This window comes from Advenella incenata (assembly GCF_004217095.1).
GTDB classification, from domain to species: Bacteria; Pseudomonadota; Gammaproteobacteria; order Burkholderiales; family Burkholderiaceae_B; genus Advenella; species Advenella incenata.
The window spans coordinates 389627-414508 of record NZ_SHKO01000001.1; the positions used below are offsets into that span (position 1 = coordinate 389627).

The 24882-nt window shown below is 56.0% G+C and carries 25 protein-coding genes; 14 read left to right on the plus strand and 11 right to left on the minus strand.

Translation table 11 applies throughout. The features are described 5' to 3' along the window. Positions 1-22 precede the first annotated feature (22 nt). Together EV681_RS01780 and EV681_RS01785 are read right to left on the minus strand one after the other, a co-directional pair. Entirely contained in the window at positions 23-1039 is a 1017-nt protein-coding gene (locus tag EV681_RS01780) for a Bug family tripartite tricarboxylate transporter substrate binding protein (RefSeq protein WP_423191188.1), read from the minus strand. Positions 1040-1059: 20 nt separating this feature from the next. Then, positions 1060-2151, minus strand: a complete 1092-nt coding sequence (locus EV681_RS01785) for a tartrate dehydrogenase (protein ID WP_128393995.1) — start codon at positions 2149-2151, stop codon at positions 1060-1062. 104 nt (positions 2152-2255) lie between these two features. Between EV681_RS01785 and EV681_RS01790 the strand changes: the two genes are divergently transcribed. The 3 genes from EV681_RS01790 to EV681_RS01800 all read left to right on the plus strand — a co-directional run bounded on the left by EV681_RS01790 (position 2256) and on the right by EV681_RS01800 (position 4447). Further along, positions 2256-3194, plus strand: a complete 939-nt coding sequence (locus tag EV681_RS01790; RefSeq protein ID WP_130303175.1) for a LysR family transcriptional regulator — start codon at positions 2256-2258, stop codon at positions 3192-3194. A 273-nt stretch (positions 3195-3467) separates the two neighbouring features. Then, positions 3468-3920 carry a DUF2214 family protein gene (locus EV681_RS01795; RefSeq protein ID WP_128393653.1) on the plus strand — a complete coding sequence of 151 codons (453 nt, stop codon included), beginning with the start codon at positions 3468-3470 and terminating at the stop codon, positions 3918-3920. An 11-nt stretch (positions 3921-3931) separates the two neighbouring features. Next, positions 3932-4447: a gamma-glutamylcyclotransferase family protein gene (locus EV681_RS01800; RefSeq protein ID WP_130303176.1), complete on the plus strand. Its 516-nt coding sequence runs from the start codon at positions 3932-3934 to the stop codon at positions 4445-4447. Here EV681_RS01800 and EV681_RS01805 read toward each other — a convergent pair. Continuing rightward, a complete protein-coding gene (locus tag EV681_RS01805; RefSeq protein WP_130303177.1) occupies positions 4437-5039 on the minus strand; it encodes a class I SAM-dependent methyltransferase in 603 nt (200 codons plus the stop codon). The two genes, EV681_RS01800 and EV681_RS01805, sit on opposite strands and share 11 nt — an antisense overlap. Before the next feature lie 194 nt (positions 5040-5233). On the opposite strand from EV681_RS01805, the gene EV681_RS01810 reads away from it, so the two are divergent. Together EV681_RS01810 and EV681_RS01815 are read left to right on the plus strand one after the other, a co-directional pair. After that, positions 5234-6199, plus strand: coding sequence for an ABC transporter ATP-binding protein (locus EV681_RS01810; protein WP_242612108.1), 966 nt, complete (start codon positions 5234-5236; stop codon positions 6197-6199). Next, the gene (locus EV681_RS01815) at positions 6196-6957 is read left to right on the plus strand and encodes an ABC transporter permease (protein WP_128393656.1); all 762 of its coding nucleotides are present in this window, start codon (positions 6196-6198) and stop codon (positions 6955-6957) included. The genes EV681_RS01810 and EV681_RS01815 overlap by 4 nt, the downstream gene beginning before the upstream one ends. Positions 6958-7218: 261 nt before the next feature. Here the strand turns inward: EV681_RS01815 and EV681_RS01820 are convergent, their stop codons facing one another. Continuing rightward, entirely contained in the window at positions 7219-8148 is a 930-nt protein-coding gene (locus EV681_RS01820; RefSeq protein ID WP_130303178.1) for a UDP-2,3-diacylglucosamine diphosphatase, read from the minus strand. A 167-nt stretch (positions 8149-8315) separates the two neighbouring features. On the opposite strand from EV681_RS01820, the gene EV681_RS01825 reads away from it, so the two are divergent. Further along, on the plus strand, positions 8316-8927 hold the full coding sequence (locus tag EV681_RS01825) for a LysE/ArgO family amino acid transporter (protein WP_128393657.1): 612 nt from the start codon (positions 8316-8318) through the stop codon (positions 8925-8927). A 192-nt stretch (positions 8928-9119) separates the two neighbouring features. On the opposite strand, the gene EV681_RS01830 is transcribed toward EV681_RS01825, so the two are convergent. The 4 genes from EV681_RS01830 to EV681_RS01845 all read right to left on the minus strand — a co-directional run bounded on the left by EV681_RS01830 (position 9120) and on the right by EV681_RS01845 (position 13533). Beyond that, on the minus strand, positions 9120-10466 hold the full coding sequence (locus EV681_RS01830) for a quaternary amine ABC transporter ATP-binding protein (RefSeq protein WP_128393658.1): 1347 nt from the start codon (positions 10464-10466) through the stop codon (positions 9120-9122). Then, positions 10463-11320: an ABC transporter permease gene (locus EV681_RS01835; RefSeq protein ID WP_128393659.1), complete on the minus strand. Its 858-nt coding sequence runs from the start codon at positions 11318-11320 to the stop codon at positions 10463-10465. The genes EV681_RS01830 and EV681_RS01835 overlap by 4 nt, the downstream gene beginning before the upstream one ends. A 110-nt stretch (positions 11321-11430) precedes the next feature. After that, complete coding sequence (locus EV681_RS01840) at positions 11431-12435, minus strand: ABC transporter substrate-binding protein (protein ID WP_130303179.1); 1005 nt, start codon at positions 12433-12435, stop codon at positions 11431-11433. Positions 12436-12528: 93 nt separating this feature from the next. Next, positions 12529-13533: an ABC transporter substrate-binding protein gene (locus EV681_RS01845; RefSeq protein ID WP_128393661.1), complete on the minus strand. Its 1005-nt coding sequence runs from the start codon at positions 13531-13533 to the stop codon at positions 12529-12531. Positions 13534-13921: 388 nt separating this feature from the next. On the opposite strand from EV681_RS01845, the gene EV681_RS01850 reads away from it, so the two are divergent. The 4 genes from EV681_RS01850 to EV681_RS01865 all read left to right on the plus strand — a co-directional run bounded on the left by EV681_RS01850 (position 13922) and on the right by EV681_RS01865 (position 17953). Then, complete coding sequence (locus EV681_RS01850) at positions 13922-14350, plus strand: cupin domain-containing protein (RefSeq protein WP_128393662.1); 429 nt, start codon at positions 13922-13924, stop codon at positions 14348-14350. Between the two features lie 91 nt (positions 14351-14441). Continuing rightward, positions 14442-15404 carry a Bug family tripartite tricarboxylate transporter substrate binding protein gene (locus EV681_RS01855; RefSeq protein WP_207226990.1) on the plus strand — a complete coding sequence of 321 codons (963 nt, stop codon included), beginning with the start codon at positions 14442-14444 and terminating at the stop codon, positions 15402-15404. Positions 15405-15406: 2 nt separating this feature from the next. After that, positions 15407-16630, plus strand: coding sequence for a CaiB/BaiF CoA transferase family protein (locus tag EV681_RS01860; RefSeq protein ID WP_130303180.1), 1224 nt, complete (start codon positions 15407-15409; stop codon positions 16628-16630). Positions 16631-16786: 156 nt separating this feature from the next. Further along, positions 16787-17953, plus strand: coding sequence for an acyl-CoA dehydrogenase family protein (locus tag EV681_RS01865; protein WP_128393664.1), 1167 nt, complete (start codon positions 16787-16789; stop codon positions 17951-17953). Positions 17954-18052: 99 nt separating this feature from the next. Here EV681_RS01865 and EV681_RS01870 read toward each other — a convergent pair whose 3' ends face one another. Further along, positions 18053-18817 carry an IclR family transcriptional regulator gene (locus EV681_RS01870; protein WP_128393665.1) on the minus strand — a complete coding sequence of 255 codons (765 nt, stop codon included), beginning with the start codon at positions 18815-18817 and terminating at the stop codon, positions 18053-18055. A gap of 183 nt (positions 18818-19000) precedes the next feature. Between EV681_RS01870 and EV681_RS01875 the strand changes: the two genes are divergently transcribed. The 3 genes from EV681_RS01875 to EV681_RS01885 all read left to right on the plus strand — a co-directional run bounded on the left by EV681_RS01875 (position 19001) and on the right by EV681_RS01885 (position 22722). After that, the gene (locus EV681_RS01875) at positions 19001-21499 is read left to right on the plus strand and encodes a penicillin acylase family protein (protein WP_128393666.1); all 2499 of its coding nucleotides are present in this window, start codon (positions 19001-19003) and stop codon (positions 21497-21499) included. A gap of 186 nt (positions 21500-21685) precedes the next feature. Then, positions 21686-22438 (plus strand): metallophosphoesterase family protein, encoded by a 753-nt coding sequence (locus tag EV681_RS01880; RefSeq protein ID WP_128393667.1) that lies wholly within the window; start codon positions 21686-21688, stop codon positions 22436-22438. 71 nt (positions 22439-22509) lie between these two features. After that, positions 22510-22722: a cation transporter gene (locus EV681_RS01885; RefSeq protein WP_128393668.1), complete on the plus strand. Its 213-nt coding sequence runs from the start codon at positions 22510-22512 to the stop codon at positions 22720-22722. Between the two features lie 151 nt (positions 22723-22873). Here the strand turns inward: EV681_RS01885 and EV681_RS01890 are convergent, their stop codons facing one another. Then, positions 22874-23188 carry a glycine zipper 2TM domain-containing protein gene (locus tag EV681_RS01890; RefSeq protein WP_128393669.1) on the minus strand — a complete coding sequence of 105 codons (315 nt, stop codon included), beginning with the start codon at positions 23186-23188 and terminating at the stop codon, positions 22874-22876. 252 nt (positions 23189-23440) lie between these two features. Between EV681_RS01890 and EV681_RS01895 the strand changes: the two genes are divergently transcribed. After that, positions 23441-24151, plus strand: coding sequence for a glutathione S-transferase family protein (locus tag EV681_RS01895; protein ID WP_165392911.1), 711 nt, complete (start codon positions 23441-23443; stop codon positions 24149-24151). Between the two features lie 226 nt (positions 24152-24377). On the opposite strand, the gene EV681_RS01900 is transcribed toward EV681_RS01895, so the two are convergent. Further along, entirely contained in the window at positions 24378-24866 is a 489-nt protein-coding gene (locus EV681_RS01900; RefSeq protein WP_128393671.1) for a GNAT family N-acetyltransferase, read from the minus strand. Positions 24867-24882: the final 16 nt, after the last annotated feature.

Sequence of the window (24882 nt, forward strand, 5' to 3'; positions counted from 1 at the left end):
CATGCGCCCTATGCAGCAGTATCTAATTGGCTTTCAGCTTCAGGTTGTTGACCAGCTCTGCATAGCGCGCGGTGTCTTCGGCAATGCGCGTGCTCATTTGCGCAGGGGTATCGCCAATGGTTTCCGCGCCGATCTTGGCCATGTCTTTTTTAAAGCCGTCTGACTGAATAATGTGCACCAGATTTTTGTTCAGGTACGACACCGTCTGTTCCGGTGTTCCTTTGGGCGCAAGAATGCCGAACCAGGTGCCGGCATCAAAGCCCTTGAGGCCAGCTTCGTCAAGCGTGGGTACGTCGGGCAATGCCGGGGAACGAGTGCCCGTGGTCACGGCAAGCGCCGTGAGTTTTTTTTCATTGATGTACGGCAACACGGTTGTGATTGTGTCAAATGACATATCCACTTGTCCCCCCAGCAGATCAGTCGTCAGCGGGCCGCTGCCTTTATAGGGCACGTGCAGCAGCTTGGTTTTTGACATAAGCTGTACGCGCTCGCCAATCAGATGCTGGCCGGTGCCCACGCCGTTGGAACCGAAACTCAGTTTTCCCGGCTCTCGCTTGGCCAGCTCGACCAGGTCTGCTACTGATTTTGCGCCGACCTTGTTGTTGACGACCAGTACATTCGGCACCATGGCCACGGTCGTGACAGGAGCAAAGTCCTTCTGGAAATCGTAACGCAGAGAAGAATAGAACGTCGTGGCAATGGTGTGATGGACCGCGCCCATCAACAAAGTGTAGCCATCTGGCTTGGCCCGAGCCACATATTCTGCGCCAATAGTGGCGCCAGCGCCGGGTTTGTTTTCGATAATCACGGGCTGGCCGATTTTTTCTGCAAGCTTCTGGCCCAGTGCGCGTGCCAGCACATCTGTGGTGCCGCCTGCAGGGAAAGGGACCACCAGCTTGACCGGCTGCGCCGGATAGGTCTGCGCCAGGGCCGTGGCGTGCATGGCCGTCAGCGTTGCACCGGTCAACAGGCTCAACGCCAGCAAGCCGGTTTTGCGCAGCAATGTGCGGGGTTGTTCGATTGTTTGTGTAAATAGCATGTCTTCCTCCACCGTCGGCTTTATGCCGCTTTCTGTGCTTTACCAAGGCTGCGGATGTGGCTGCAAACCGCGTCCGTCACCTGCGCCGTTGTCGCTGTGCCGCCCAGGTCGCCGGTATGCAGCGAAGCATCGGCCGTGACTTTTTCGATTGCTTGCATCAGGATGCCGGCGGCATGATCTTCGCCCAGATGCGACAGCAGCATCACGGCGCACCAGAATGTGCCGATTGGATTGGCCAGCCCTTTGCCCATGATGTCGAAAGCCGAGCCGTGAATGGGTTCGAACATGGAGGGATAGCGGCGTTCCGGGTCTATATTGCCGGTAGGTGCAATGCCCAGGCTGCCTGCCAGCGCGGCAGCCAGATCGCTCAGTATGTCTGCATGCAGGTTGGTCGCTACGATGGTGTCCAGTGTTGCTGGTTTGTTGACCATCCTGGCTGTGGCTGCGTCCACCAGTTCCTTGTCCCAGGTGACGTCGGGATATTCCCTGGCAATTTCAACTGCAATTTCATCCCACATGACCATGGCATGGCGCTGTGCATTGGATTTGGTGATCACGGTCAGCAGCTTGCGGGGACGCGATTGCGCCAGGGCAAAGGCATAGCGCATGATACGTTCTACGCCGGCACGGGTCATCATGGACACATCCGTTGCCGCTTCCAGCGGGTGGCCCTGATGGACGCGGCCGCCAACACCCGAGTATTCGCCTTCGCTATTTTCGCGCACGATGACCCAATCCAGGTCCCTGGGCTGACAGCGCTTTAAGGGGGCATCAATGCCTGGCAGGATACGGGTAGGGCGCACGTTGGCGTACTGGTCAAGACCCTGGCATATTTTCAGGCGCAGACCCCACAAGGTAATATGATCGGCAATATCCGGGTCGCCAGCCGAACCGAACAGAATCGCATCCTTGCCATAGAGGGCATCCAGGCCATCAGCGGGCATCATGACGCCGTGCTGCCGATAATAATCGCCGCCCCAGTCAAATGCCGTGAACTCGAATGAAAACTGCTTCAGGGTGTCTGCCAGTGCCTGCAGCACGGTCTGACCCGCGGGAATAACTTCTTTGCCGATACCATCACCGGGTATGCACGCGATTTTGTACGATTTCATCATTCATTATCCTGATTTAGAGAACCTGCACTTATTCTAGAAATATTCGTCGGTGCTAAAATGCGACAAAATTCACAGGATTTGTGCCTGAAAGTTGAAAATGAATGAAAAAAGACCCCCGTCATTCTGCCGATCTGTATTTTTTTGATGCGCTTGTTTCTGCCGGCAGCTTGTCTGCCGTTGCACTGCGCCTGGGGGTGACGCCTTCGGCGGCGAGCAAGCGGTTGATTCAGCTGGAAAAGCGCCTGGGTATGACACTTGTCAATCGCAGCACGCGACGCATGAGTCCGACCGCAGAAGGCCTGGTCTACCTGGAGCACGCCCGAAGTATTCTGGCGCAGATCGAGTCGCTGGATCGGCAGATGTTCAGGTTCAAGTCCGAACCCGAGGGGCTGATCCGGCTCAATGCGACGCTGGGCTTCGGCAGAAGCTATATACAGCCGCTGGTTTCGCGGTTTGTAAAGAAGTATCCGTCCATCACGATCCAGCTATTTTTAACGCCTTATCCGCCTGCTCTGAGCGATGATGCGTTTGATCTGTCCATTCAGTTTGGCAAGCCGCCCCATCAGAAACTCAAAACCCGACTGCTCGCGCAAAACCGGCGGCTTCTGGTGGCCTCTGCAACCTATCTGGCGCGGGCCGGCACGCCTGCGCTGCCACTTGATCTGCTTAAGCACAACTGTATTGTGATCAAGCAGGATGAGCTGCCCTATTCAGAGTGGATATTGAGCAATGGCCAAAGCACCGAGAAAGTGCCCGTAACAGGCAATTTGATCACCAATGACGGCTATGTGGGGGTGCAGTGGGCCCTGGATGGTCACGGGGTTGTGATGCGCGCCGAATGGGATGTCGCCCGGTATATGCGCAGCGGGCGCCTGGTGCAGGTGCTGGCCGATTACAATACGCCCAATGCCGACATATATGCGGTGTACCGGGAGCAGCCGCACACGACGGCGCGCATGACTCTGCTGCTGGACTATCTGTCGCGCAGCTTTGATAATCTGAATCCCGGGTCTAATATTACGGTCAGTGCCGGTTGGTAGCCCCGGCCACGCCGGCGATGGCCACGGTTTTCATTTGAAATCAGCGGGTTGCCACTTGCGTGACAACCGCGATGATTAGTGGTTGAATTTCGTCTGTATTATCCATTAAAGTAACGACACACGCTGGCAGACAGGCAGGCTGATAAGCTGCTTAACTGCGGTTGCCATAGCGTATGCGCAGCCAGCGCCTTGCGGCAGGCTGACATCGGGCGACCTTGCCGGGCAGGTCACTTTCGGCTTTATATTTGTCGCTCAACCACAAGGGCATTGACCATGACACTTCTTTTTGCGTTTTTGCATCACGTTCTGGCTTTCGTGCTGGTTGCCGCGCTGGCCATTGAGCTGGTGCTGGTCAAAGACCGAATCAGTATCGAACGTGCCCGGCGCATTTTGCGTGCCGATGCCATTTATGGCGCATCGGCCATGCTGTTGCTGGTGGTGGGCTTTTTACGCGTGATCTTTTTTGAAAAGGGCGCGGCCTACTATTTTCACAGCATTCCCTTTATTGCCAAGCTGCTGTTGTTTGTCGCAGTCGGCGTGTTGTCCATTTATCCGACCATGACTTTTCTGTCGTGGCGCAAAAGTCTGAATCGTGGCCGGGAACCGGTGCTGGATCCTGCAGTCATCAAGCGGATTCGCAAGCTGATCCATTACGAACTGGTCTGTCTGGTGCTGATCGTGCTGGCTGCCGCCATGATGGCGCGTGGCGTAGGCTACTGGGGTTAGGGGAGCGAACCGTGTCAGATATAGTGCCACGCGTGATGTCGCTCTTTGTGTACGGAACGCTGAAAACAGGTTGTTGTAATCACGAACGTCATTGCTCCATGGCGGTACACAAGGAAAAGGCCTGGCTATGGGGGCGGATTTATCATCTTGACCGCGATGAGGGCTACCCCATGGTGCAAATCTGCCCGCAAGCCATTTTGGCGCGCGGTACCGACCGGCCCGAGATGGATGCGTTGCTCGAGTGCGCACCAGGTTCAACGGCCAGGCCCGAGGGCGACTGGGATCTGATTGAAGGCGAATTGATGCGGTTTGATCGTCCGGAAAACGACGTGCCGCTAATTGACCTGCTGGAGGAGTTTCGCGCCGATGGGCAGGGGCTGTATGTTCGGGTGCTGACTACGGTGAATACCGATGCCGGCCCACAAACGGCATGGACGTATATCAGGGAGCGCGAACATGATGGTCGCCGCCTGCGCCCGGATACGACCGGGACGGTGTGCTGGCGCCCGGCAGACCTTATTTCCTGAAGACGGCGTAGCTCCAGGAAATGTCGTTGCGACCCAGTGTGTCGTTTTTATAGCTTTTCTGATAAAGCAACTGCAGCCCACACGTGTGTGCAAGTGCAATCGTTTCTTTGTCCGGAATGTCGAACATGTGGCGCTCTGTCGGGACGGGGCCATGGCGCAGAGACATCGACATAATGCCATTGCGCCCCAGCAGCGCGGCGCAATGCTGCATGGCAGGCAGCCGCTCCTGTTCCTGCAGGTGCATCCACACTGCGGTCAGCAGTATCAGGTCGTATTGCTTGCCGCTGGCGCGTACCACAGCCAGATCCGGCAGACTGTCTGCGATCCAGTTGATGCATGCATCGGCATGATGCAGGTTGCCCTGTTCCCGCATGGCAGCGGTGGGCTCGACGGCATCAACCTGGTAGCCCAGCGCCGCCAGTGCAGCTGCGTCCCGTCCGGTACCTGCGCCGATATCCAGCACTTTTGCAGGTGCCCCTGGGTAAAAGCCACGTACCGGGTTATGCACTTTTTCAAAGGTGACGCTTTCGTAGTCAGCGGCAAACCGTTGTGCCTTTTCTGCATAGCCCTTGCTGCCTGCGATTTCGACCATGTTCGTATGTCCATTCATGTATTGTGGATTAAGACAAGTGTATCGGATTGGGAAATTAAAATAGGGTTTTGTCTCATTCGCCCATATTTTTGCTCCGCACTTCTTTTGCAGCAATTTCTTTATTCCAGCCCGGAATTCTTTATACTTGTGCTGCTCTACATATTAAATTCTGCATATTTCAAATAGGTTATTGCGTGAATAACTCTCACAACAGTAGTGATGGTGGCGATATCGTCGTTTCCATCCAGGGGGTGGGTAAAACCTACAAAAGCGGTTTTACAGCCCTCAAAGGCGTCAATCTGGATATCCGCCGTGGTGAAATCCTGGCCCTGCTAGGACCCAACGGCGCAGGTAAAACAACCCTGATCGGCATCGTGACCGGTCTGGTCAACGCGTCCGAAGGCACGATTTTGGTTGACGGCGACGACGTGCAACGCGATTATCGACGCGTGCGTCCCAAAATAGGCCTGGTTCCGCAGGAGCTTTTTACCGACTCGTTCGAGACGGTATGGGACACCGTTACATTTAGTCGCGGCCTGTTCGGCAAACCGGCAAACCCGGCGCATATAGAGCGGGTGCTCAGGGCGTTGTCCTTGTGGAACAAGAAGGATAGCAAGATCCTGAGCCTGTCCGGCGGCATGAAGCGCCGCGTGCTGATCGCCAAGGCGTTGTCGCATGAACCCTCGATTTTGTTTCTGGATGAACCGACTGCCGGCGTGGATGTAGAGCTGCGTCACGACATGTGGAACCTGGTGCGCAAGTTGCGCGAGCAGGGCGTGACCGTGATTCTGACCACGCACTATATTGAAGAAGCTGAAGATATGGCCGACCGGATTGCCGTCATCAATAACGGTGAGATCATCCTGGTGCAGGACAAGGAACAGCTGATGGGGCAACTGGGCAAGAAAGAGCTGCATCTGCAACTGACGCAGCCGCTGGCTGCGCTGCCACCTGCCATGTCAGCCCATCCCCTGGTCTTGTCTGCAGACGGGCGTACGCTGGTGTACACCTATAACAAGGAATCGGAAGACAATACGGGTAAAAGCCTGTCCGAAATGTTGCGCCAGCTGGGCGATTTCGGCATTGAGCTCAAAGACCTGCAATCGCGAGAAAGCTCACTGGAAGATATTTTCGTGAGCCTGGTAAGGAAAGATTCATGAATCTGTACGGCGTAAAAGCAATTTACAAGTTTGAGATGGCGCGGGCGTTTCGCACGCTCATGCAAAGCATCGCATCGCCGGTGCTGTCCACGGCGCTGTATTTCATTGTGTTCGGCGCTGCTATCGGTTCGCGCATGGGCGACATTGACGGCGTCTCCTATGGTGCATTCATTGTGCCGGGGCTGCTGATGATGGCCCTGCTGGGGCAGAGCGTCTCGAATGCGTCCTTCGGCATTTACATGCCCAAGTGGTCCGGCACCATCTATGAAATCATGTCGGCCCCGGTTTCCTATTTCGAGGTGATTCTGGGTTATGTGGGGGCGGCGGCAACCAAGACGCTGATATTGTCGGTGCTGATCCTGATCACAGCGCGTTTCTTTGTTGAATACCAGATCCAGCATCCGTTCTGGATGGTGCTGTTTCTGGTTCTGACGGCGATCACCTTCAGCATGTTCGGCTTTATTATCGGGCTGTGGGCCGATGGCTTTGAGAAACTGCAGATCATTCCGCTGATGGTCATTACGCCGCTGACCTTTCTGGGTGGCGCGTTTTATTCCATTCATATGCTCCCCGGCATCTGGCCCAAAGTGGCGCTATTTAATCCGGTGGTGTATCTGATCAGCGGCTTTCGCTGGAGTTTTTACGGCGTGGCCGATGTGAACCATTACGTCAGCCTGTTCACCATTGTGTTCATTTTGCTGGTGTGTGCCCTGGTGGTCTCGTGGATGTTCCGCACCGGCTACAAGCTGCGGCCCTGATAGAGCCTCTGATGCGCCCCGGATGTGCGCCATAAGGCGAGCCTGGGGCGTCTGAGCAGTCTGTTGTGTGCTCGGCATGCGTGTTGCGCGGGCGACCGTGGCAGATTTGCAAAAATTTGCGCATATGATCGTCGTTCCGGCCTGTGACGCGCTTAAGAGGCGTGGCACCAGGCCGCACGTCACCAAGGCCCTGCGTGCAACAGGGTGACAGACGCGGCGGTCTGCCCGCTGCGCGGTTTGTGTCTGCAGGGAACGGCTTTTTCAGGCCTGAATGACGCTGCTGGTCTCTTGCTTATCGGATTCATCGGTATGCGCCGCCACATTTTCTTCTCTTTCCACAGCCGTGCGTGAAACCGGTTCGGCGGCAGGCGCGCTGGTCGCTGGCGTAGTCACGGCCACATCCCGCAGGCGGCTGCGTTTTGGTTTCTTTTCACGCACGACGGCAGGCGGTGTCCAGGTTACGATATGCAGTGAACCGTCTGCGTGCTCCACCAGAGCGGTCATGCTTTCGACCCAGTCGCCATCATTGCAGTACAGAATGCCGTCCACTTCGCGAATTTCAGCTTTATGGATATGGCCGCAAACCACGCCATCATAATTGTTCTTGCGTGCTTCCTGCATGACGGCGTCTTCGAACGCGGAGATATAGCTGACCGCATTTTTGACTTTCTGCTTCAGGTATTGGGACAGCGACCAGTATCCCAGCCCCATGCGCGCGCGGGCGCTGTTGAGCCACATATTGGAGGTCAGGGCAACGGTGTACAGGTGATCGCCCACATAGGCCAGCCACGGGGCAAACTGCACGACGCCGTCGAAACGATCGCCATGCAGGATCCACAGGCGCTTGCCATCGGCCGTTGTGTGCTCGGTTTCCTCGACCACTTCGATACCGCCGAAGTTTTGTTGCACGTAATGCCGGGCAAATGAGTCGTGGTTGCCGGGAACGAAGACGACCCGGGTGCCTTGCCGACATTTGCGCAGTATTTTCTGTATGACGTCATTATGCGACTGAGGCCAGAACCACTTGCCTTTGAGTTGCCAGCCATCGATAATGTCACCCACCAGATACAGGGTATCGGATTCTGTGTGCTTCAGGAAATCCAGTAACGCATTCGCCTGGCAGCCTTTGGTGCCCAGGTGGACATCGGAGATCCAGATCGTGCGATAGTGGGTAGTAGGATGTTCAGACAAAGTAATGTCAGGCCATAAGTACAGGTCGGGAATGACTCTTATTACACCAATCCGTTGTGACGCATGTGTGACAATACCCGGTATATTATCTGTCACCTGTTTGTCATCTGAGCGACTGTTTCCTTTTTAACACATTGGCGGTCGTATTCCAATTGAGTTGTAGCTGAATGAATGCGTATCTTGCCGGTCTGTTTCTAAGTGGTTCCCTGATTCTTGCGATCGGTTCGCAAAATGCCTTCGTCCTCAAGCAGGGGTTGCGCAAAAGCCACGTCTTCTGGGTCTGTCTGGTATGCAGCCTGTCAGATGCGGCGTTGATTCTGACTGGCGTACTGGGTTTTTCCGTTGTCGCCCGCCATGCGGCGCACGTGGTGCCCTTGATCAAATATGCTGGCGCGCTTTTCCTGTTTGTTTACGGTCTGCTGCACTTTCATGCTGCGATTACCAAAACCGCCAGCATGGGGGACAGCCATATCGAAGCGCCTTCCCTGAAGCGAACCCTGCTGATTTGCCTGGCGCTGACCTGGCTCAATCCCCATGTCTACCTTGATACGTTGCTGCTGATCGGATCGGTATCTACCCGATTCCCGGGGCAACACTGGTTGTTCGCAGCGGGCGGCATTACCGCTTCGCTGGTTTTTTTCTTTTCCCTTGGCTACGGTGCGCGGCTTTTGTTGCCGTTATTCAAAAAGCCGGTGGCATGGAAGGTGCTGGACCTGGTTGTGGGTGTCACCATGTGGGCAATTGCCTGGCAATTGGTCTGGGGCGAATCCCTGGGATAGCCCAGTGCTCGGTGCAGGGCGCGGCAAGGTGGTGATGCATCGGGTGTGGCGGGTCAGGTTAGAACGCACGCGGCGTGCCGGGCACAAAAAAGCGTCCGAACATGGTCTATGTTCGGACGCCGGTGCGCACTTTAAGCGCAGCGTCTGGCCGGTGTGCATATAAAGACGATGCAGGGCCGGCCAGACGCCTGATCAGTGACTGTGGCCGGGTGCTTTTTCCGGTTTGTTTTTCAATGACTCGTCCAGCTCAATGGCGCCTTCTGGCGGTTCGGGTTCGTCGTCCCGTTCCGCTGGGGCGCCGGCCGGTGCCGGTGTTGCCGCGGCATTGCTGTCCGCATCGCTGCTACCATCCTCATTGCTGCCGTCGATGGCCGGGCTGACCAGCTCCACGACCTTGGCACGCGACATCAGGCCGACAAATTCGTCGTTGTCGCCGGTTACCACGACTGGCGCGGTCGATTGCAGCATATGGGTCAGCACTTCGTCCAGATTGGTGTCTGCCGAAACGGTGCGGGCTTCTTCCACTTTTGAGGAAATGTCCCGCAGGCCGGCCCGGACCGCATCTTCGGCCGCAGACAGGCGCAGCAGGCCGGCAAAGGCCTTGCCATCGAGCACAGGAGCGAACTTGTAGTCGTATTGTTTCATGCGTTCAATGGCATGGGCGGGCCGCGCGCGCATGGTCAGGGTCAGGCGCGGCGCATTGACCGCGTGACTGGCGTTGAGCGCCTTGCCACGGTTCACATCCTGCAGGAACGCTGCGACGTATTCATTGTCGGGAGACAGCAGAATATCTTCGGGCGTGCCTTCCTGGATCAATTCGCCGTCCTTCAGAATGGCAATGCGGTTGCCCAGGCGCAGTGCTTCGTCCAGGTCATGGGTAATGAACACGATGGTTTTATTGAGTTTGGCCTGTAGTTCGAGCAGTTGGTTCTGCATTTCGCGGCGGATCAGCGGATCCAGGGCTGAGAAAGCCTCATCCATCAGCAGAATGTCGGCATCGGTCGCCAGCGCCCGCGCCAGGCCCACGCGCTGCTGCATGCCGCCCGAGAGCTGGTGAGGGTACTGGTTTTCAAAACCGGCCAGACCGACCTGATCAAGCCAGTAGCGGCCTTTGTCGTGCGCGTCGGCTTTGTTCATGCCCTGAATGGACAGGCCGTAGGCGGCATTGTCCAGCACGGTTTTATGCGGCAGCAGGCCAAAGCGCTGAAATACCATGCTCATGGTTCTCTGGCGGAATTTTTCCAGCTCCTTGCGGCCAAGCGTCACAACATCGGTATCGTCGACCAGTATGTGGCCCGCAGTGGGTTCAATCAACCGGTTAAAGTGACGGATCAGCGTTGATTTTCCTGAGCCGGACAAGCCCATGATGACGTGGATGCTGCCTTCTTCGATACTCAGGCTGATGTCCTTGAGACCCAGCGTGTGGCCGCTTTTGGCCAGCAGTTCTTCCTTGGAGATGCCCTGTTTGACCGCATCAATCCATTTTTCCGGATTTTTGCCGAAGATTTTGTAGATGTTTTTGACTTCAATTTTACTCATAGCGCACCGCCTGTATTTTTCCGTTTTCCATAAGACTGGGTAATGCGGTCAAAAAGCACCGCAAGAATGACAATGCCCAGCCCGGCCAGCAGGCCGCGGCCCACTTCAAGGCGGTTGATGCCAAGCAGCACTTCGTAGCCCAGGCCGCGCGCGCCGATCATGGAGGCAATGACCACCATTGACAGCGCCATCATCGTGGTCTGGTTGATCCCGGCCATGATGTTTGGCAGTGCCAGCGGCAGTTGCACGCCGAACAGTTGCTGCGAGGAAGAGGCGCCGAAGGCCCGAGAGGCTTCAAGCACTTCGCGGTCCACCAGCCGGATTCCCAGATCGGTCAGCCGGATTAGCGGAGGAACAGCATAAATTACGGTTGCGATAATGGCCGGGATTTTACCAAGACCGAAAAGCATGACAACCGGAATAAGGTACACAAAGCTGGGCAGCGTCTGCATGATATCCAGCACTGGCAGCATGACCGATCGAACCGGATTGGATTTTGCGGTGAGCACGCCCAGCGGAATACCGATAATGATCGAAATTGCAGTTGCCATAATCATGAGTGACAGGGTCTGCATGCCTGCGTCCCAGAGGCCCAGGACGCCCAGCATTGCCAGCAGTACCCCCATCATCAGGGAGAACACGGGCCGGCGGCTGGCCGCGTAAGCGACGAGCACGGCCACGATAATAACGCTCCACCATGGCGCGCCGCGCAGAACTTTTTCAAGCCACACCAGCAAATGCAGGAGAGGCTCTGACATTGCATTGAGTGCATCGGCGTAATTGGTGACCAGATGGTCCACAAACCCGTCAATGCTTTTGCGCACATCGCGCGCAGAGATAATTTCAGGAAACATAATTTTATTTTTTCATCAAAATATAGGGAAAGGCAGGACCGGGCCAGGGCCGCAGGACACGAACGTGCCCGGCAGACAGCGTGGTTGCCCGGATTTGACTGGCGCAGCGGTCAGAGCGAGGCTTTAACACGATCGGCCACCTCGGCGGGGACCCACTTGGACCAGATGTCCTGTTGGTTTTTCAGAAACCATTGTGCGACTTCGCTTGTCTCGGCACCAGACTCTTCCATATGGGCCAGAGTCTTGTTGACGACATCAAACGGGACTGACACCTTGCTGAAAAATGCGGTCAGTGTGGGCGCTTTTTGTATGAACTGGGTATTGAGCGCGGTAAACACCGGGTTGTCCGGATATCCAACCGCTTGGGGGTCGGCACAGTCTTCGCGGGTCAGGCATAACTGCTTTTCTTTGTCATAGGCAGGCATGTCAAGCTTGACCAGTTCCAGCGTGCTGACCAGAGGCGTGGGCTCCCAATAGTAAAAGACAATATCTTTTTCGCGCTTGTAGGCTGACATCAGGGCTGCTTTCTGGGCTGCGCCGGTACCGGGGGCATAAACCTCGAAGTCCTTGTCCAGCTTCAGGCCCTTTGCCAGATTGGTGGCAACCAGTTGGCAGTTCCAGCCTGCCGGGCAACCGTAAATCCGGCCCTTGTCCGGGCTTTCCGGATCGGCAAACGCATCCTTGTGTTTGATCAAATCGGCGGCAGACTTCAGATCGGGAAATTTGCTGGCAGTATATTTGGGTATATACCACGCTTCCCTGCCTGTATACAGTTCGCCGACACGTTTGACTTTGCCGCTTTTTTCGGCCTGCGCCCAGGCGTCACTGACGCTGTTGAGCCAGATTTCAGTATTGACTTGCAGATCGCCGCGTGCCAGTGCTGCCAAAGCGGTGAGCGTCTCGGTAGGGACCACCTCGGTCTGGCAGCCATACCCTTTTTCAAGGATATGTCGTTCGACGTCGGCCAGAATCAGGTTCGATTCCCAGTTCATGCCACCGAACTTGATGGTCTCGCCCACTTCGCAGGCGGGTGCATCGGCCGCGGCGGCAGAGCGGGCAAACCCGAACGTGGCCGAAGCAATGAATACAGCAGATATAACTTTAGTCTTTATCATGGCAATGTGCCTCTTATGGCTAAAAGTTAAGCTAAACGCCAGGATTGGCATCGGCCCGTCCGAAGACGGGCGTTTCGAGTGACGGGCAAGCGATTAGAGCGATTCCTTCACTTTGGCGGCCACTTCGGGGGAAACCCATTTTTCCCAAACTTCGCCCTGGTTTTTCAGGAACCAGTCTGCGACATCACGCGAATCGTCGCCACTCTCTTCCATGTGAGCCAGTGTTTTGTCCATGACTGGCAGGGGGACCGATACCTTGGAAAAGAATTCGGTCAGTTTTGGCGCTTTTTTGGAAAACTCCGTATTCAGTGCAGTAAATACCGGGTTGTCCGGATAGGCGCTGGGTTGTGGATCGGCGCAGTCAGGATTGGTCAGGCATTTCTGTTTTTCCGCATCGTAGGGCGGCAATTCCAGTTTGACCAGGTCAAGCGAACCCACTAGCGGAGTTGGATACCAATAGTAGAACACGATATTTTGCTTGCGTTTGTAAGCCGAGGTCAGGGCCGCTTTCTGGGCTGCGCCGGTGCCAGGTGAATACAGGGTGAAATCCTTGTCCAGTTTCAGCGCTTTGTACAGATTGCTGCTGACCACTTCACATCCCCAGCCAGCCGGGCAGCCGTAGAAACGTCCCTTGCTTGGGTCTTCCGGATCGGCAAACTCTTCTTTGTATTTGGGCAGATCGGCTGCGGATTTGAGGTCAGGGAATTTTTCGGCGACGTATTTCGGAATGAACCAGGCTTCGCCACCCGTGTACAGATCGGCTACTCTTTTGACTTTACCGGTTTTCTCGGCCTTGGCCCAGGGATCGCCTACGCTGTTGAGCCAGATCTCGGTGTTGATATCCAGATCGCCGCGCTCCAGTGCCGCCAGGGCGGGCAGGGTTTCGGTGGGCAGCGTTTCGGTCTTGCAGCCGTAGCCTTTTTCAAGAATGGTGCGCTGAACGTCGACCAGCACCAGGTTCGATTCCCAGTTCATGCCGCCGAAGTTGACGGTGCGATCTACTTCGCATTGGGCATCTGCAGCTTGTGCGGTGGCAGACAAGCCCAGGCCAAACGCAGCCAGTAGCGTTGCGCCGAGAATTTTGTGTTTTAAGAACATGGCCGTAGCCTCCTTAAGTCTTACAGGGTTATAAAAATAACTGTGTATGCCAAAGAGTATGCGGAAAACGACGTAGCGCCGTCGATACAAACAAAAATTGATGGGCGGCAGGCGCCCGATTGACAGGTAAAGCACTTTCGCGCGATAGGCGCAAAAGGTGTACACAATTGAAACGTTGAATTAATAGAACCCGGCCATTGTAACAAATCGAGGGAGCCCGGGCAAACCAGCCCCCTTGGTAAAATCCCTAGCAGCTTTTTATCTTCATGTATGAGAAAATTAATTCACATACGAAAATTAAATGGGTTAAATTAACGGCTTAAAATGAATGGCCTAAATAGAATTTGGCTAAATTCGGCTATTTACCCGACCCACAGGAAACCAAGTAATGACAGACAGTACAGCGCAAACCGCAAGCACCATCAGCAAAAAACCAGGCGCCTGTTCCTGGATCGTCCGCGAGGCGGATGTCCCAGGCTATAGCCCGGCCAACCACCATGGCACTGTTAACCGGCGCCTGATCGGACCCGAGACGGTTGGCGCGCGCCACCTGGAGGTGTTGGTAGGTACAATTGAACAGAATCGGGGCGCCTTGCCGCATGCCCATCCTGGCATTGAACAGGTGGTGTATTTGCTGTCTGGCACGGCGGATGTGGAAATGGACGGGGAAAAGGGTTCCTTGCAAGCCGGAGACTGCTGTTTTTTTCCTGCAGACAAAAAGCATATCTTTACAGTAACCAGTGTCGAGCCGGCGCGCCTGCTGGTTATTTATTCGCCTCCCTATGAAGAAAATCCGGCCAGGGTGATACGGGATTGATCGCCGGATAACCCGATTTTTAGCACAAACCCACGCTTGCCTTTTGCTGGTACCGTCGCTCAAAGAAGCCTCGCCCTTTACTGGAGACATTATGAATATCAAACCCCTACGTTGTTTGCTGGGTGTCGCCGCCCTTATCGCCGCGGGAACCGCCGCAGCGGCATGGCCGGAAAAGCCCATTACCATGGTCGTCCCGTTCCCGGCTGGCTCGGGTACCGACTCTGTCGGACGCATCTTTGCTCGTGAAATGACCAGTCGTCTTGGCCAGCAGGTGATTGTGGAAAACAAGCCCGGTGGCAACGGTACGATTGCGGCGCAGCAGGTTGCCCGCGCCAAGCCTGATGGCTATACCATTCTGATTTCAACCAATACGCCGCTTTCGGCTGCGCCCTGGCTGCAAAAAAGCGTGCCTTACGATGTGCTCAAGGATTTCACGCCAATTGCGCGCGGCGGTAACTTGCCCTTCATCCTGGTTGCCAATATGAAGCAAACCTTCAATTCGGTGCAGGAACTGGTCCAGCAAGCCAAAGCCAGCCCGGGCAAACTGACCTACGCCTCCGGCAACAGTACCGGCATTGTTGCCGGTGCCACGCTGTCGCATGCTGCCGGTATCGAGACCCTGCATGTGCCCTACAAGGGCACGCCTCAGGCACTGACCGACCTGATTGGCGGGCAGGTGGACTATATGTTTACCGATCTGACTTCGGGCATGCCATTTGTGCAATCCAAGAAGATCAAGGCGCTCGCGGTGTCTACCGCCAAGCCCAGCACGCTGTTGCCCGAGCTGCCTTCCATGGAAGCGGCCGGTATTAATAATTTCGACATCAATTCCTGGAATGGATTTCTGGGTCCGGCCCAGATGTCCGGTGAAGCGGTGGCGGCGTTGAATAAGGCCATCAATGAAATCGTGAGCGATGCGAAGGTCAAGCAGGAGCTGGCACGCCTGGGATTTGATGCCTTCAGCGGCACCCAGGAGGAATTTGCGGCATTTGTCCGGGACCAGTACGAGTTATGGGGCAAGCTCATCAAGGACGCGGGAATTCAGGTTCAATAGTAATGACAGACAACAATCGAAGCGGGCCGCTGGCCGGGGTACGGGTCCTGGATCTGACTTCCATTATCCTGGGGCCGTTTGCCACACAGATGATGGCCGATCTGGGCGCAGATGTGATCAAGGTCGAATCGCCGGTGGGCGATACGATACGGCAGGTCGGACCCATGCGCAATCCAGGCATGGGCGCGATCTACCTGCATCTGAATCGCAACAAGCGATCGGTAGTGCTTGATCTGAAAACCGAGGAAGGCAGGGAAGCCTGCCTGCATCTGGTGCGCGAGGTCGATGTGCTGCTCTACAACGTCAGGCCGCAGTCCATGGCGCGCATGGGCCTGTCGTATGAAGCGGTCAGCGCCGTGAATCCGAAAATTGTCTACGTAGGCGCCTATGGTTTTGGCAACGAAGGTCCGTACGCCGGCAAGCCGGCTTACGATGATTTGATACAGGGCATGACTGGGGTGGCTCGTCTTTACGAACGCAACAGCGGGCACGAACCGCGTTATGCGCCGATAACGCTGGCCGATCGCACCATCGGGCTGCAGGCGGCCATTGCCTGCCTGGCCGGCGTTATTCACAGCCGGGCGACCGGTACGGGGCAATCGATTGAGGTGCCGATGTTTGAAGGGATGGCGCAAATGATCCTGGGCGATCACCTGGGCCAGCGCACATTCGATGAGAACGCGCCGGCGGGCACCATGGGCTATTCCCGGTTGTTGGCTGAACATCGCAAGCCCTATCAGACACAGGACGGATATGTGAGCGCCCTGATCTACAACGATCGGCACTGGCAGCAGTTTCTGGCGGCTATCGATCGCGCCGACCTGATCACCGATTCGATCTTTTCCACCCACTCGCGACGTGCCGAAAACATTGATGAAGTATATCGATTTGTAGATGGAATCTTGCGGACCCGCAGCACGGCAGACTGGCTGGCGCTGTTCGATGCGAACGATATTCCGTGCGCGCCGCTGTACGCCATCGAAGATCTTCCTGCAGACCCGCACCTGAAGGCAACCGGCCATCTGGTGCGAACCAATCACCCAAGCGAGGGCGAGGTCCATACAATCGCGCCGCTGGGGCGATATTCGGCCACGCCGCTGAGCGTCTATCGCCATGCGCCTACGCTGGGCGAACATACCGAAGAATTGCTCGATGGTCTGCCCATGGACAGCGATAAAAAACAGGCCATATTGAAGGCGGCAAAGCGTAACACGAACAGGCACTAAGCCGATGCGTGGTCATCCAGGGGAGGCGATGGCCAATGCGAGGGCGCGCGCGGCCGATTGTCGGCACGACCCATGATTGGGCGGCACACCCCAGCGCCGGGCATGGGCGCATTGCGCCATTGAAGTGACACAACACACCTAAACGACGGAGTAATGATGGATTTCTCGCTTTCTCAGGATCAGCAAATGCTTGTGGCTGCCATTGAACAGCTATGCCGCGGTTTTGATGACGAATACTGGCTCACCTGCGACAGAACAGGCGAGTATCCAGAGGCGTTTTATCAGCGCCTGGCCAAGGCGGGCTGGTTGGGGGTGGCCATGCCGCAGGAATATGGCGGCGCAGGGTTGGGTATTACCGAAGCCGCGCTAATGATGAAAGCCATTTCGCGCTCGGGTGCAGGGTTTACCGGCGCCTCGGCCGTGCATATGAATATTTTCGGATTAAATCCGGTGGTCCGGTTTGGCTCGGAGGAACTCAAGCAACGCGCATTGCCACCTTTGATCGAAGGCAAGGACAAAGCCTGCTTTGCCGTCACCGAACCCGATGCCGGGCTGGACACCACCCAATTGACCACGCGTGCGCAAAAGCATGGCGACCACTATCGAATATACGGACGCAAAATCTGGATTTCCACCGCCCAGGTTGCGACCAAAATGCTGCTGCTGGCTCGCACCACGCCAAAAGACCAGGTATCGAAGCCCACCGAAGGCCTGAGCCTGTTCTACACCGATCTGGATCGCAGTCAGGTTGAAGTGCGCGAAATTGAAAAGCTGGGACGTAAGGCCGTCGATTCCAATATGCTGTTTTTCGATGGCCTGGAAATTGCCGAATGCGATCGCGTGGGCGAAGAGGGCAAGGGCTTTGAATACATTCTTCATGGCCTCAATCCAGAGCGCATCCTGATTGCAGCAGAGGCGGTCGGCCTGGGTCAGGTGGCGCTGGACAAGGCAGTTCAATACGCGAAAGAGCGTATCGTATTTAATCGGCCTATCGGCCAGAATCAGGGCATTCAGCATCCGCTGGCGCAATGCTGGATGCAGCTGGAAGCCGCTGATCTGATGGTGTCCCGTGCGGCTGCCGCCTATGACGCCAATGAGCCGGCGGGCGCATACGCCAATACCGCCAAATATCTGGCCGCTGAAGCGGCATTTACCTCATGCCAGACGGCGATCCAGACCCTGGGCGGAATGGGTTATGCCAAGGAATATCATGTTGAACGCTATTTGCGTGAAAGCTTTATCCCGCGTATTGCGCCGGTCAGTCCGCAACTGATCATGTGCTTCATTGCCGAAAAAGTGCTGGGCCTGCCCAAATCCTACTGACGACGCGCCAGCTGGTCGGGCCGATCCGGGCCGCGGCTGCGCTTGCGCCGGTCGCGAGCGCTTCTGGCAACGGGTATCGCCGATAGCGGGGCTGATTGTTTAATGCTGTTCAATAAAGGTGCACATCACACGAAGCTTCTGCGCATGATTGTGCAGATTGGCCTCGATCCGGTACAACGGTCCAGCAATGGAGATCGCAAAATGGCCGCCCGAGACAGTCACGGGCCAGGCGATGGCGCCGACATCCACCATGGATTCGCCCAAATTGGTGAACAGCCCTTTTTCCTGTCCGGCCTTGATGTCTGCCAGAAACTGCTGGCGCGTCGCAATGGTGCGGTCATTGCGCCTGGCAAAACTCATCTTGTCCAGCAGCGCCAGTTGCGCCGGTTCATCCAGCGCAGAAAACAGCGCCTTGCCCAGCGAATTGGCGTGGATTTCCTTTTGCTCTCCGGCCACGGCGACATAATGAATGGGGTTTTCAGAAGGAAGCACGTCCAGGTACACCACCGTGTTCAGCGAAGTGAGTTTACCCAGCACCACCGTCTCGCCTGTGATGGCGCACAATTCCCGCAGGCTGGGGTACAGCCGCTCGAGCACCGGGTCGGCCTTGGTAATGCGCTGCGCCATGGCCAACAGCCGCCCCGTTGGGTAATACCCCTGGCGGCGCGAGGTTTCGTACAGATAACCCAGGCTCAACAGCGTGCGCACCAGCGCCAGGCAACTGGAGGCCGGGGCATTGAGCTCGCGAGCCAGTTCCGAGAGCGCCAGTGGCTTTTGTTCGCGGGAAAAAATCTCGATGATCTCGATAACCCTGAGCGCCGTTTTGACGCGATGGTTTTCGGTGCCGGGGGCAGTGGTGTTCATGAATAGGAAAACAGGAGTGACAGGGCTACAGTTTAACCGATGCCATAATTTCTTACACTGTTTTGTTTGATTGCCGCGGGTACTCGTGCCATTCTCTGAGCAAAGAAGACGGCACGTTCCAGTCCGCCATTTAGTTCATGTTTAAAATAATTAATTAACACAACTGAAATACAAGGAGAAGATATGAAACGCGCATTCATGGCCGTTGCAGTCGCCGCCGTTTTTACCGGCGCCTCGTTCATCCCTGCCAGCGCACGCACGGCAGATGCAAGCGCTGCAGATACCTTTGAGGTAAGCGGCCTGGAAAAACCAGGTTCAATCTCGATCGACAAATGGGGCATCCCGCATATCTACGCGCAGACGCTTTACGATGCCTTTTTCCTGCAGGGATTTAACGCAGCGCGGGACCGGCTGTTTCAGATCGATTTATGGCGCAAGCGCGGCCTGGGTGAAATGGCCAAGGATTTCGGTCCCGATTATGTCGAGGGCGATCGCATGGCGCGGGCCGTTCTGTTTCGCGGCGATATGTATCGCGAATGGCTGGCTTACGGCTCGGATTCGAAACGCGTGGCACAGGCATTTACTGCGGGCATCAACGAATACGTAAAAATGACGAAAGCCGATCCGGCGCTGTTGCCCGAAGAATTCAAAAAACTGGGTTATCAGCCTTCCCTGTGGCAGGCCGAGGATGTGGTGCGGATTCGTCACCATGGCCTGACGCTGAATGCCAAGAACGAGCTGGATCGCGCGCAGGTGTTCTGCAAGATCAAGGATGATCCGGTAAAGGCAGACTGGTTGCGACGCGAGTTGAGCCCGACCATTGATCCTAAACTGGTCGAGGGTCTGGATCCATGCTCGATTCCGGTGAAAAAAATCAAGGATGCCTATGATCTGGCCACGGCTACGCCAAAACTGACCAAACTGCCGCCGGGCGCTGACCAGGCCAAGCCTGCAGGCGAGCAGCAGAACAAAACCGAAAAGACCTCTGCGGCAAACACCAAGGGTCCATTGCCGGTATCGGCGCTGTATGAGATTGTCAAAAACGACAGCGATACCGAAAGAGGGCTTGGGTCGAATAACTGGGTTATTGGCGGGCAACGGACAACGACCGGCAGGCCGATCCTGGCCAATGATCCGCACCGTTCCCATGGGGCGCCGAGCCTGCGTTATATCAGTCACCTGAATGCGCCGGGATTGTCGGTCATTGGCGCCGGCGAGCCGTTTCTGCCGGGCATTTCTATCGGTCATAACGACCAGATCGGTTTTGGCCTGACCCGTTTTTACATGGATCAGGAAGATATGTACCAATATGAAATCAATCCCGAGAACAAGAACGAGTATAAATACCAGGGACGCTGGGAACCCATGGAGACCGTAGAGGAAGAAATCGAAGTCAAGGGCGGGCCTGCCCAGAAAGTGACGCTGCGTTTTACCCGCCATGGTCCGATCCTGTATCAGGATGAGGGCAGCCACACCGCCTGGGCTTTGCGCGCGGCCTGGCTGGATCTGGGAATGGCTCCGTATTTCGGCTCCATGGATTACATGCGGGCGACCAACTGGGATGAGTTCAAGGCAGCCATGAACCGTTGGGGCGCGCCGGGTGAAAATCAGGTCTTTGCTGACGCTGACGGCAATATCGCATGGATGCCGGGCGGGCTCACTGTCAAGCGGGACTGGGACGGCCTGACGCCTGTGCCCGGAGACGGTCGCTATGAATGGAGCGGCTACCTGGATATGGACCAATTGCCCAGTCTGTACAACCCCGAAGCCGGCTATATCGTGACGGCCAATGAAAACAATATTCCGCCCGATCATCCGGCATTCAAAAAAGGGGTCGGCTATGAATGGAGCAGTGATTTTCGCGCCAAACGCCTGAAGCGGATTATTGGCGCCAGTGACAAATCATCGGTTGCCGATTCTGAGGCCTGGCAGAACGACAAAATCTCGCTGCCTGCGATCAGAACCGTTACCGTGCTGCAACAAGTGAACACCGAGGACGAAAAACTCAAGCCCGTGGTGGACATGCTCAAAAAATGGGATGGCCAAGTGACGGCAGACAGTGCGGAAGCGGCTGTCTTCGAAGTGTGGTTCAGCCGTTATTTGCGCAAGGCCGTGGTGGATCGTGCGTTTGATCCGGAAATTGCAAAAATGATCGGGCTGGCTGACCCGGAACGGGTGCTGAATGTCATAGAAAAACCCGATGGCTGGTTCACCGAAGCCGAGCGTAATCAAATCATGCTCGACTCGCTCGGACAGGCCGTAGCCGAAGTCAAGGAAAAGCTGGGCGACGATATGCAGGCCTGGAAATGGGGTACGCTGCACCAGGCAGTGTTCCTGCATCCCATGAATGCGCTGCTGTCGGATGAAGAGAAAAAGACGTTCAATGTGAATGCCGGTCCGATTGGTGGTTCCGGCTATACGCCCATGGCGACCAGCTACGGTGAAAAAAGCTATAACCTGACTTCGGGCGCCTCTTTTCGCATGGTGCTCGATGTCGGACAATGGGATAGTTCTACGGTCATCAATACGCCGGGGCAATCGGGTGATCCGCGTCAGCCTGGTTATCGCGACCTGGCCCCCATCTGGGCGAAGGGCGAATATATTCCGCTGACGTTCAGCAAGGAAAAGGTCAAGGAAAATACCGTCAAGGTCCTGAAGTTCGAACCGGGGAAAAAGCAGTAACGTCGCTTTTACGCTGACATGGCTGCCACCGCCCCGGACAACGATGAGAACTTAAGGGGGCGGTGGCTGTCCAATCTGCATCTTGCGCTAGCGGTTTGCGCGTAAAATGAATGAATCCTGCTTGTGCCAATACGTGTTGTGACATGGGCAGGAATCTCATTGGAAGTCAGATTCCCAGGTGCGGTCATGAATGCGAAAGCGCGCATTTTCTTTTTTGGTGATACGCATGGCGGTTTTGAGCACTGTCGGGAGATTGTCATGGCAGGCAAACCCGATGCGGTCATCTTTCTTGGCGATATTCAGGCCAGCCAGCCGCTGCATGAGATTCTTGGCGACATCCGCCATATGACCGACGTTTGGTGGATTCCCGGTAACCATGATACCGATAGTGCGGCCATCTATCACAATCTGTTCAATTCCGAATTGGCTGACCGTAATCTGCATGGCAGGGTCGTGGATATCCATGGCGTGCGCATTGCTGGCCTGGGCGGCGTGTTCCGGGGCACCATCTGGAATCCGGCCAGGCCGTACTGGCGGTTCTATTGTCCCCAGGATTATGAAGCGCACAGCCTGCTCAAGGCGGGTAAAAACGGCCAGGGCGACCGTCTGCGCCATCGCAGCTCGATCTTCCCCAGCGACTACGAAGCCCTGATGCAGGAGCAGGCCGATATTCTGGTGCTGCATGAAGCGCCGTCCTGCAATCGCTACGGTTTTACCGTGCTGGACCGTTTGGCAGTTCGGCTGGGCGCCACCCGTGTCTTTCACGGACATCATCATGACTGCTATGACTATGCGGCGCATTTTGAACGCATGGGATTTGCCGCGCATGCAGTGGGCTTGCGTGGTGTGCTCGACAGCAATGGTATGGTTATTCGCGCGGGCGATCTGGACGGCAGCGGCGAAGACCGGGTTGCTGCGCTGCCGGACGTGCAGACATAACCGGTCCGGTGAAGACTGGGCTATGATATGGCAGAGTCCGACTTGAGGATTGTTAACAGCAGGAGAGCGTAATGAGTACAAACGTGATTAAGGCCAGGGTAGAGGGCATGACTTGCGACAAATGTGTTGCGCATGTGACCCACGCGCTCGAGTCGGTGCCCGGCGTGGTATCGGCGCAGGTCAGTCTGGCAGGGGCATCGGCAGATATTGTTGCCAATGACAGTGTTACCGCACAGCAATTGGCCGATACGGTCAAAAGTGCGGGTTACGTTCTGACTGTCTGAGTACTGCCGGCCTGACACCGCAACCGGAATATATCAGGCCGCATGCACCAGATCAGGCGGCATATAAAAAGCCGCTACATTGCCGTTGCGGCGTGTAGCGGCTTCGTTACGGAATCTGGTTGTGCTTGCGATAAGCAAGAGCAGTCAGATATCAATCGCGCCAGCGACGGCGATCACCACGATCATAGTGCCGATCACGGCGACGGTCATCGCGATAGTGACGGCGACCACGGTCATAACGGTCATCGCTGTCCTTGAATACCTGGTTGCCGACCAGGCCGCCCAGTGCGGCACCGCCCAACGTGGCCAGCGGGCTGCCGTCAGACAGCGCATAACCGGCACCACCGCCCAGTGCTGCACCACCAACGGTTCCCAGGTCCCGATTTGGGTGACGGGTAGAGCAGCCTGCCAGAACGGCACCCATAAGTGCCACAAGACAGACTTTTTTTATCATTTGCGAGGTCATAGTAAACTCTCCTTATGGAATAACTATGGAGCTATCATAATCGCTTTGTTTGTACTGATGGCAAGTAAATGTATCGAAAGATAGCTGGCAAGCCTGTTTGGAAATGGATTGAAAGTTTCAGCTCTGGCCGTTGTCTGCAAGTTGCCACACGCTGCCCGAGATTACCGCCTGATGGCCGCCCGATAGCTGCCTGTTCGGGCCATTATTGTGATTAAAAACCCGATTTACCATCGAATGTCAAAGGAGACACGAATGATCCGGCTCTACGAACTCTGCGCCAGCGAACCCGACTTGGTATTTTCACCTTATTGTTGGCGGGTGCGACTTGCGCTTGCGCACAAGCGGTTGCCATTCGAAGGGCTTCCCATCGGCTTTATGGATAAGGAAAAAATAGCATTTGCAGATTCGCGACTGGTCCCGGTACTTACCGATGGGGACACCGTGGTCAAAGAAAGCCTGGATATCCTGGAGTATCTGGATCGCGCCTACCCGCAGGCGCCGCTGGGCCTCGATAGCGATGCCGGACGGGCCCGGGTCCGGTTTATTTCAGAGCTGATTCTGCGCCATATTACACCGGTCATTTTCAAACCCTCCCTGATGGCGATCTACGAAGCACAACCGGAATCGGCAAAGGGTTATTTTCGGGAAAGTAGGGAAAAGCGCTTTGGTTGTACGCTGGAGCAACTGCACGCGACAGCCAGTGCGAGCGAGGCGCACAAGGCCCTGGGGGCGCTGGAATCACAGTTGAAAAACATGCCGTATCTTGACGGCGCCCAGCCGGGTGCAACCGACTTTGTCGTCGTGTCGCACCTGATCTTCAGCTGGATATTCGGGTTCCAATACTGGAAGGACGACTCTGCCGTGGGCCAGTGGTTCACCCGCCTGCTACAGGCTTATGCGGAAGTGGCCGGCCCGGTACAACGCCGGATCCATCCGGCTGCAGCCCAATACAACGCGGCCTGATGTGCCAGCAGGGCCGGTACTTCGCTGGCAATTGGGACCAAGGCGCAACCCGGGTCAAAGGGAACGACCCAGTAAAGGGCATGTGAAAAGGATGGCGCGGGTTAGTATGGCGCCGTTTTGGCCCGAGGCGCCGCAGTCCGGCGCTGCCCCTTGGCTTGCGCGCGCAACGCCTTTCGTTGGTTATATTTGTTGATGGCCGATGCCGCTGCTTTAGGGATAACGCGGCTTACGGATTGTCGATCGGGCATTGCATGAAGATCGCATGGCCGCTCTGTGGTCCCAGCGTATAGGGCTCAAAGCCCTGGCTGGCGTACAACGCTTTGCCCGGTGCGTTGCCATCGAGCACTTCGAGCGTGATTTTGCAGCAGCCCAGATTGCGCGCCAACTGTTTGACGCGTGCCAGCAACTGCGTGCCGACGCCCTGGCCGCGATATTGCGGCACCACGGCAAAATCGTGAATATTGAGCAGCGGCTTGCAGGCGAAAGTGGAAAACCCTTCAAAGCATAGCGCGATACCGATCGGCTCCTGACCGTCAAAGGCCAGTATTGTGTACATATTGCTGCGTTTTTTGAGTGATGCTATCAGGTTTTTCTGGGTGTAGGCCGATAGCGGTTCGCCTCCGCCCATCGGGTCGGATGCGTAGGCGTTGAGCACAGTCAGAACAGCGTTGGCGTGTTCTGGGTTGTCAAGATCCGCCGTAACAACGTCATACATGAGATCCCCCGTTTGC